Raw genomic sequence first — 7,342 nt, 5'->3', positions numbered from 1 at the left:
GGCTATGCGCAATTCTGCGTCGCCCCCGCCGCGCAATGCCTGCCCGTGCCAGCGGGTCTGTCCATGATCGAGGCCGCCGCCCTGCCGGAAACCTACTTCACGGTCTGGAGCAATGTCTTTGACCGAGGCGCTCTGGCCCCCGGTGAAACCCTGCTGGTTCATGGTGGCGCCAGCGGCATCGGCACGACGGCCATCGCCCTGGCGCGCGCCTTCGGCCATACGGTCTACGCCACCGCCGGCAGCCCCGATCGTGTGCGGGCCATCGAGGCCCTGGGCTGCACGCGCGGCATCGACTATCGCGCACAGGATTTCGTCGCAGAGATCAAGGCCCTGACGGATGGGCGCGGCGTGGACGTGATTCTGGACATGGTCGCAGGCGACTACCTGGCGCGCAACATCGAAGTGCTGGCCGATGATGGCCGGCTGGTAATGATCGCCCTGCTGGGCGGCGCGCGCGGCACGCTGAACTGCGGCCAGGTGATGCGCCGCCGCCTGACGGTCACGGGATCGACGCTGCGTGCGCGGCCCGTGGCCTTCAAGGCCCGCATCGCAACCGCGCTGCGCGAACGGGTCTGGCCCTTGCTGGAATCCGGCGCCGTGCGTCCCTCGATCCATGCGGCCTTCCCTCTGGCCGAAGCCGCGCGCGCCCACGCAATGATGGATGCAGGCGAGCAGATCGGCAAGATCGTGCTGGCCGTGCGCTGAACCTGCCGCCAGGCCTGCCTGTATGTCCTCTGAAACCTTCAAAGAGATCCCACCATGACCACCGAACACGTCAAACTGCGCCCGCTGGAACGGACGGACCTGCAATTCGTGCATCAACTGGACAACAATGCCAGCGTGATGCGCTACTGGTTCGAAGAGCCCTACGCCACCTTCACCGAACTGCAATCCTTGTACGACCAGCACGTCCACGACCAGAACGAACGGCGATTCATCGTTGAATGCGATGACGAGCGCGCCGGACTGGTGGAACTGGTGGAAATCGACCATGTCCACCGGCGCGCTGAATTCCAGATCATCATCGCACCCAACCACCAGGGGCGGGGCCTGGCCACCCGCGCAACGCGGCTGGCGATGGAATACGGCTTCAAGGTGCTGAATCTTTACAAAATCTACCTCATCGTGGACACCGAGAACAAAAAAGCGATCCGGATCTACACCCGCCTGGGTTTCCAGACCGAAGGCGAACTGCAGGACGAATTCTTCGCCAATGGTGAATACCGCAGCGCGCTGCGGATGCGCTTGTTCCAGCACGACTATCTGGGCAAACACCCGCCCTCGCATACCCGCCTGACAGAAACAACCACCTACTGAGCCAGCCTCAGTCAAGGCAGGCGGAAACCGTTTGCTGCAACGACAACGGGCGCCCTTCAGGGCGCCCGTTGTCGTTGTCCACGCAGCCCACAGGCCGCATGGCGCATGTGGCAAAGACTACTGCTCGCCCGCAGCGGATGGGGCCGACGGAGCAGCGGGTCCGCCCTGGGCTTCGATACCACCGATCGCCTTGACCGACAGACGCAGACGGCCACGTTCGTCAGCCTCGATGACCTTGACGCGCACCGACTGGCCGACCGTCAGCACGTCGTTGATGTCGGCAATGCGGTAGTTGGCGATCTCGGAAATATGCAGCAGACCATCGCGACCTGGCAGCACCTGGACGATGGCGCCGAAATCCAGCAGGCGTTGGACGGTGCCCGGATATTCCTGGCCCACCTCGACGTCGGCGGTCAATTCCTTGATGCGGCGCTCGGCCTCGTGGGCGCGGTCCAGATCGGCGCTGGCGATGGTGATGTTGCCATCATCGTTGATATCGATCTGGCAACCAGTTTCCTCGGTCAGCGCACGGATGGTGGCACCGCCCTTGCCGATCACATCGCGGATCTTTTCCGGATTGATCTTCAGACTGATCATCCGCGGCGCGAAATTGGACAACTCCTGGCGCGAACCATCGATGGCTTCGCGCATCTTGCCCAGGATATGCAGACGGCCTTCGCGGGCCTGGGCCAGCGCCACCTGCATGATTTCCTTGGTGATGCCCTGGATCTTGATGTCCATCTGCAAGGCGGTGACACCGCTGACGGTACCGGCCACCTTGAAGTCCATGTCGCCCAGGTGATCCTCATCGCCCAGAATGTCGGTCAGGACGGCAAACTTGCCACCTTCCTTGATCAGGCCCATGGCAACGCCCGCCACATGATCCTTGACCGGCACGCCGGCGTCCATCATGGACAGGCTGCCGCCGCAGACCGAGGCCATGGACGAAGAACCGTTCGATTCGGTGATCTCGGATACCAGGCGCAAGGTGTACTGGAAATCCTCTGCTGCAGGCAGCAGCGGCGACAGCGCGCGCTTGGCCAGACGGCCGTGGCCGATCTCGCGGCGCTTGGGCACGCCGAAACGACCGGTTTCACCCGTGGCGAACGGCGGCATGTTGTAGTGCATCATGAAACGGTCACGGTATTCGCCCATGATCGAGTCGATGATCTGCTCGTCCTGCTTGGTGCCCAGGGTCGTGACCACCAGTGCCTGGGTCTCGCCGCGCGTGAACAGCGCGGAACCATGGGCACGCGGCAGCACACCCAGGCGAATGCTGATCGGACGCACAGTGCGCGTGTCGCGGCCATCGATGCGCGGCTCGCCATTCAGGATCTGGCCTCGGACAATTTCCGATTCCAGGGCGAACAGCATGTTCTCGACTTCAACCTGATCGGGGGCTTCGTCGCCCCGGGCCGCCGCATGTTCGGCCAGCTTGGCCTTGACGTCGACATAGACCTGGCGCAGGCGCGTCGTGCGTTCCTGCTTGTCACGCAGCTGATAGACGGCCCGCAGGGGTTCGAAGGCAGCGGCGCGCACGGCGGTGGCCAGGACTTCGTTGCGCGGGGCCGGCTGCCAGTCCCATTCGGGCTTGCCGGCCTCGGCCACCAGTTCGTGGATGGCGTTGATGCAGGCTTGCATCTGTTCGTGGCCAAACACCACGGCACCCAGCATCACATCCTCGGACAATTGCTTGGCCTCGGATTCGACCATCAGTACGGCAGCCTCGGTGCCCGCCACCACCAGATCCAGCTGGGACTCATCACGCACCTGCGAGGCGCTGGGGTTCAGGACATATTGGCCGTTGATATAGCCCACGCGGGCAGCACCCACCGGGCCGTTGAAGGGGATGCCGGAGATCGCCAGCGCAGCCGAGGCGCCGATCAGGGCGGGAATGTCGGGATCGACTTCCGGATTGACCGACACCGTATGAATGATGATCTGGACGTCATTGTAGAAACCGTCCGGGAACAGCGGGCGCAGCGGGCGGTCGATCAGTCGGGAGGTCAGGATTTCCTTTTCGGACGGCTTGCCTTCGCGCTTGAAGAACCCGCCGGGGATCTTGCCGGCAGCGTAGGTCTTTTCGACGTAATCGACGGTCAGCGGAAAGAAATCCTGGCCGGGCTTGGCGGTCTTGGCCGCCACCACCGTGGCCAGCACCACGGTGTCGTCGACGGACACCAGCACCGCACCGGAGGCCTGACGGGCGATTTCGCCGGTTTCCAGGACGACGGTGTGCGGGCCGTACTGGAACGACTTGCTCACTTTGTTGAACATTTTCTGATCCTATAAAAGGAGCGCCTGCAGGCTCATGCCCGCGACCCGCCCGCCAGAGGCGGGGCCGATTGCGACGCCCCATGACAAAAAGCCGCACACGCTGCGCCAGACAATGCAGCGTGCACGGCTCGTGCGAGGGGAGCGAATCCCCCGGGCATTACTTGCGCAGGCCGAGTTTTTCGATCAGCGCGCGGTACGAATCCGGGTTGCGGCCCTTCAGGTAGTCCAGCAGCTTGCGACGGCGGCTGACCATGCGCAGCAGGCCGCGACGCGAATGGTGGTCTTTCGTGTGGGTCTTGAAGTGCCCGGTCAGTTCGTTGATGCGGGCCGTGAGCAGGGCCACCTGGACTTCAGGAGAGCCGGTGTCACCAGCAGCGCGCTGGAACTGCGCGACGATGTCGGATTTGACGATATCTGCAACTGACATTTTCTATTCCTCTGGAACATGCGGCAGCACCGAGGGTGCGCTGCCGTGAGATCAAATGAAAACGCCACGCAAATCGTGGCGCGGAAAGATTATAGCGGATTTGAGTCCCGCATGCGCTGCCCCAGGCGACGAGCGCGGCGCACGCGCCACAGCCACAGCACCCAGCCCGACAGGCTGTAGAGCACGAACAGGGCGAACAGTACCACCGGTGGGTCGCTGGACACGAACACGAAGACCGCCACCACCACCAGCATGACCCAGAACGGCACACTGCGGCCCAGGGCAAAGGATTTGCCGCTGAAAAATGGCGCATTCGACACCATGGCCACGCCCGCATAGACCGTCAACGTGAAAGCTGCCCAGGGCACGATGCCATCGGAAAGAGACAGTTTGTTGTCCACCGACAGCCAGACGAAACCGGCAATCAGGGCCGCCGCCGCCGGGCTGGGCAGGCCCTGGAAGTATTGTTTGTCGATCTTGCCGATATTGGCATTGAAGCGCGCCAGACGCAAGGCCGCCCCCACCACGTAGACAAATGCAGCCAGCCAGCCCCAACGCCCCAGGTCCTGCAGCGACCATTCGTACATCACCAGCGCGGGCGCCATGCCAAAAGAGATCATGTCGGCCAGGGAATCATACTGTTCGCCGAAGGCGGACTGGGTATTGGTCAGCCGGGCCACGCGCCCATCCATGCTGTCGAATACCATCGCCAGGAAAATGGCGATGGCCGCCACCTCGAAATGCTGGTTCATGGCCTGGACGACCGCGTAGAAACCCGCGAACAGGTTGGCGGTCGTGAAAGCATTGGGAAGCAGATAAATACTGCGGCGGCGCTGCGGTTCGTCAGGCATCGATCAAAAGTGTGAGGTCGGAGGCAGATCAGGCTGCGGAAGCATCATCCCCGATTGAAACGGGTAGTTCGGCCAGGACCGTGCTGGTGGCCTTGACCTTGTCGCCCAGGGCGACCCGGGGACGCGCCCCTGGGGGCAAGTATACGTCCACCCGCGAGCCGAAGCGGATGAAGCCATAGCGCTGCCCTGCGTACAGCGCCTGTCCGACCCGCGCATGGCACAGAATGCGCTTGGCCACCAATCCGGCGACCTGCACGGCCGTGACCACCTGGCCATCCGCCCTGTCGAGCACCATGGCATTGCGCTCGTTTTCCAGGGAAGCCTTGTCCAGGGAAGCATTGAAGAACTTGCCCGGGAAATATTCGATCGACCGGACCTGGCCATCGACCGGGGCACGATTCGAATGGACATTGAAGACGTTCATGAACACGCTGATCTTCAGCGCTGGACGGCCCCCCGCATAAGGATCGATGGCGTCTTCGACGCAGACGATGCGGCCATCGGCCGGACACAGCACCAGGCCTTCGCCCTCCGGCGCCTCGCGCGCGGGGTCACGGAAGAACTGCAGGGCAAACAGCGTGAACACCCAGAACGGAACGGACGCCCACGGCGACCACCAGGTCACCAGCAGGGACACGAGCAGCGCACCGGCCAGGATGGGCCAGCCTTCGCGGGCGATCAGCGGATGGGGGTAAGGGGGGATTCTCATGGTAGGCGCAAGAATAACCCAATTCAGCCCAAGGACAAATGCAATGGCCGGGCGCCCTGCGGGGACGCCCGGCCACTCAGCACGCAGGAAAGATCAGTTCTTGGACTGATCCACCAGCTTGTTGGCTGCGATCCACGGCATCATGGCACGCAGCTTGGCACCGACCTGCTCGATCTGCGATTCCGCATTCAGGCGGCGGCGCGAGGTCAGTTCCGGGGCCCCGGCAGCGTTTTCCAGGATGAAGTTCTTGGCATAGACACCCGATTGGATGTCGGCCAGGCACTGGCGCATCGCGGCACGGGTTTCGTCGGTCACCACACGCGGGCCAGTGACGTATTCACCATATTCCGCGTTGTTGGAGATCGAGTAGTTCATGTTGGCGATGCCGCCTTCGTAGATCAGGTCCACGATCAGCTTCAGTTCGTGCAGGCATTCAAAATACGCCATTTCCGGCGCGTAGCCCGCGTCGACCAGGGTCTGGAAGCCGGCCTTGATCAGTTCGACGGTACCGCCGCACAACACGGCCTGTTCACCGAACAGGTCGGTTTCGGTTTCTTCGCGGAAGTTGGTCTCGATGATGCCAGCACGGCCGCCGCCGTTGGCCATGGCGTAGGACAAGGCCAGGTCGCGTGCCTTGCCCGAGACGTCCTGGTGCACGGCCACCAGATGCGGCACGCCGCCACCCTGGGTGTAGGTGTTGCGCACGGTGTGGCCCGGGGCCTTGGGGGCGATCATGATGACATCCACGTCGGCGCGCGGCACGACCTGGCCGTAGTGCACATTGAAGCCATGGGCAAAGGCCAGCGCGGCGCCAGCCTTCAGGTTGGCGGCGACTTCGCTGCGATAGACCTGGGCGATGTTCTCGTCGGGCAGCAGCATCATGACCAGATCGGCGGCCTTGACGGCTTCGGCGACTTCCTTGACGGTCAGGCCGGCATTTTCGGCCTTTTTCCAGGACGCGCCGTTCTTGCGCAGGCCGACGATCACCTTGACGCCGGAATCATTCAGGTTCTGCGCATGCGCATGGCCCTGGGAACCATAGCCGATGATGGCAACGGTCTTGCCTTTGATCAGGGACAGGTCGCAGTCTTTGTCGTAGAAAACTTTCATGTTGGAAACTCCAATTTTTTAATTCTGAAACGAGAGGTTGTGAGGCAGGACATGGCACAGTCCCTGAAGAAACGGTTTCATGCCTGACGAATCCAGGCCGCCCGTCAACGGCAAGGCGGGCGGCTGCACAGGTTGATCAAAGCTTGAGCACCCGTTCGCCGCGACCCACGCCGGACACGCCGGTGCGGACGGTTTCAAGGATGGCGCTGCGATCCAGCGCCCCGATGAAGGCGGCGATCTTGTCCTGCACGCCGGTCAGTTCGATGGTGTAGGTCTTGTCGGTGACGTCGATGATGCGCCCGCGAAAGATTTCCGCCATACGCTTCATTTCCTCGCGTTCCTTGCCAACCGCGCGGACCTTGATCAGCATCAATTCGCGTTCGACGTGCGGGCCTTCGGACAGATCGACGACTTTTACCACATCCACCAGACGGTTCAGGTGTTTGGTGATCTGTTCGATGATCTCGTCGGAACCGACCGTGACGATGGTCATGCGCGATAGGGTGGCGTCTTCGGTGGGCGCGACCGTCAGCGTTTCGATGTTGTAGCCGCGCGCGGAAAACAGCCCCACCACGCGCGACAGGGCACCGGGTTCGTTTTCCAGCAGAATGGAAATCACGTGTTTCATGGCTTATCCCCTCACAGGTCCTC

At 62.6% G+C, this 7,342-nt stretch carries 8 protein-coding genes; 2 read left to right on the top strand and 6 right to left on the bottom strand.

Translation table 11 applies throughout. From position 1 onward, the window contains the following. The coding region (locus RBR29_RS09405) for an NAD(P)H-quinone oxidoreductase (RefSeq protein ID WP_320348804.1) at positions 1-705 on the top strand (705 nt) is incomplete at its 5' end. Positions 706-759: 54 nt separating this feature from the next. Further along, positions 760-1,317: a spermidine N1-acetyltransferase gene (speG, locus tag RBR29_RS09400; protein WP_320348802.1), complete on the top strand. Its 558-nt coding sequence runs from the start codon at positions 760-762 to the stop codon at positions 1,315-1,317. A gap of 117 nt (positions 1,318-1,434) precedes the next feature. On the opposite strand, the gene pnp is transcribed toward speG, so the two are convergent. From pnp to ilvN, 6 genes are all read right to left on the bottom strand, one after another. Then, a complete protein-coding gene (gene pnp / locus RBR29_RS09395) occupies positions 1,435-3,594 on the bottom strand; it encodes a polyribonucleotide nucleotidyltransferase (protein WP_320348801.1) in 2,160 nt (719 codons plus the stop codon). A 157-nt stretch (positions 3,595-3,751) separates the two neighbouring features. Continuing rightward, a complete protein-coding gene (gene rpsO, locus RBR29_RS09390) occupies positions 3,752-4,021 on the bottom strand; it encodes a 30S ribosomal protein S15 (protein WP_320348800.1) in 270 nt (89 codons plus the stop codon). An 89-nt stretch (positions 4,022-4,110) separates the two neighbouring features. Continuing rightward, entirely contained in the window at positions 4,111-4,872 is a 762-nt protein-coding gene (pssA, locus tag RBR29_RS09385; protein ID WP_320348798.1) for a CDP-diacylglycerol--serine O-phosphatidyltransferase, read from the bottom strand. Between the two features lie 28 nt (positions 4,873-4,900). Then, the gene (locus tag RBR29_RS09380; protein ID WP_320348797.1) at positions 4,901-5,581 is read right to left on the bottom strand and encodes a phosphatidylserine decarboxylase; all 681 of its coding nucleotides are present in this window, start codon (positions 5,579-5,581) and stop codon (positions 4,901-4,903) included. A gap of 93 nt (positions 5,582-5,674) precedes the next feature. Continuing rightward, the gene (gene ilvC / locus RBR29_RS09375; protein WP_320348796.1) at positions 5,675-6,691 is read right to left on the bottom strand and encodes a ketol-acid reductoisomerase; all 1,017 of its coding nucleotides are present in this window, start codon (positions 6,689-6,691) and stop codon (positions 5,675-5,677) included. A 136-nt stretch (positions 6,692-6,827) separates the two neighbouring features. Beyond that, positions 6,828-7,319, bottom strand: a complete 492-nt coding sequence (gene ilvN / locus RBR29_RS09370; RefSeq protein WP_043683853.1) for an acetolactate synthase small subunit — start codon at positions 7,317-7,319, stop codon at positions 6,828-6,830. Positions 7,320-7,342: the final 23 nt, after the last annotated feature.

This window comes from Castellaniella sp., from assembly GCF_034007085.1.
Classification (GTDB): Bacteria; Pseudomonadota; Gammaproteobacteria; order Burkholderiales; family Burkholderiaceae_B; genus Castellaniella.
This window is presented reverse-complemented; position numbering and strand designations above follow the sequence as displayed.

Bases quoted from the DNA above. Each gene is read 5' to 3' on its own strand.
- speG (WP_320348802.1), top strand. From the start codon at position 760: ATGACCACCGAACACGTCAAACTGCGCCCGCTGGAACGGACGGACCTG.
- pnp (WP_320348801.1), bottom strand. From the start codon at position 3,594: ATGTTCAACAAAGTGAGCAAGTCGTTCCAGTACGGCCCGCACACCGTC.
- rpsO (WP_320348800.1), bottom strand. From the start codon at position 4,021: ATGTCAGTTGCAGATATCGTCAAATCCGACATCGTCGCGCAGTTCCAG.
- pssA (WP_320348798.1), bottom strand. From the start codon at position 4,872: ATGCCTGACGAACCGCAGCGCCGCCGCAGTATTTATCTGCTTCCCAAT.
- RBR29_RS09380 (WP_320348797.1), bottom strand. From the start codon at position 5,581: ATGAGAATCCCCCCTTACCCCCATCCGCTGATCGCCCGCGAAGGCTGG.
- ilvC (WP_320348796.1), bottom strand. From the start codon at position 6,691: ATGAAAGTTTTCTACGACAAAGACTGCGACCTGTCCCTGATCAAAGGC.
- ilvN (WP_043683853.1), bottom strand. From the start codon at position 7,319: ATGAAACACGTGATTTCCATTCTGCTGGAAAACGAACCCGGTGCCCTG.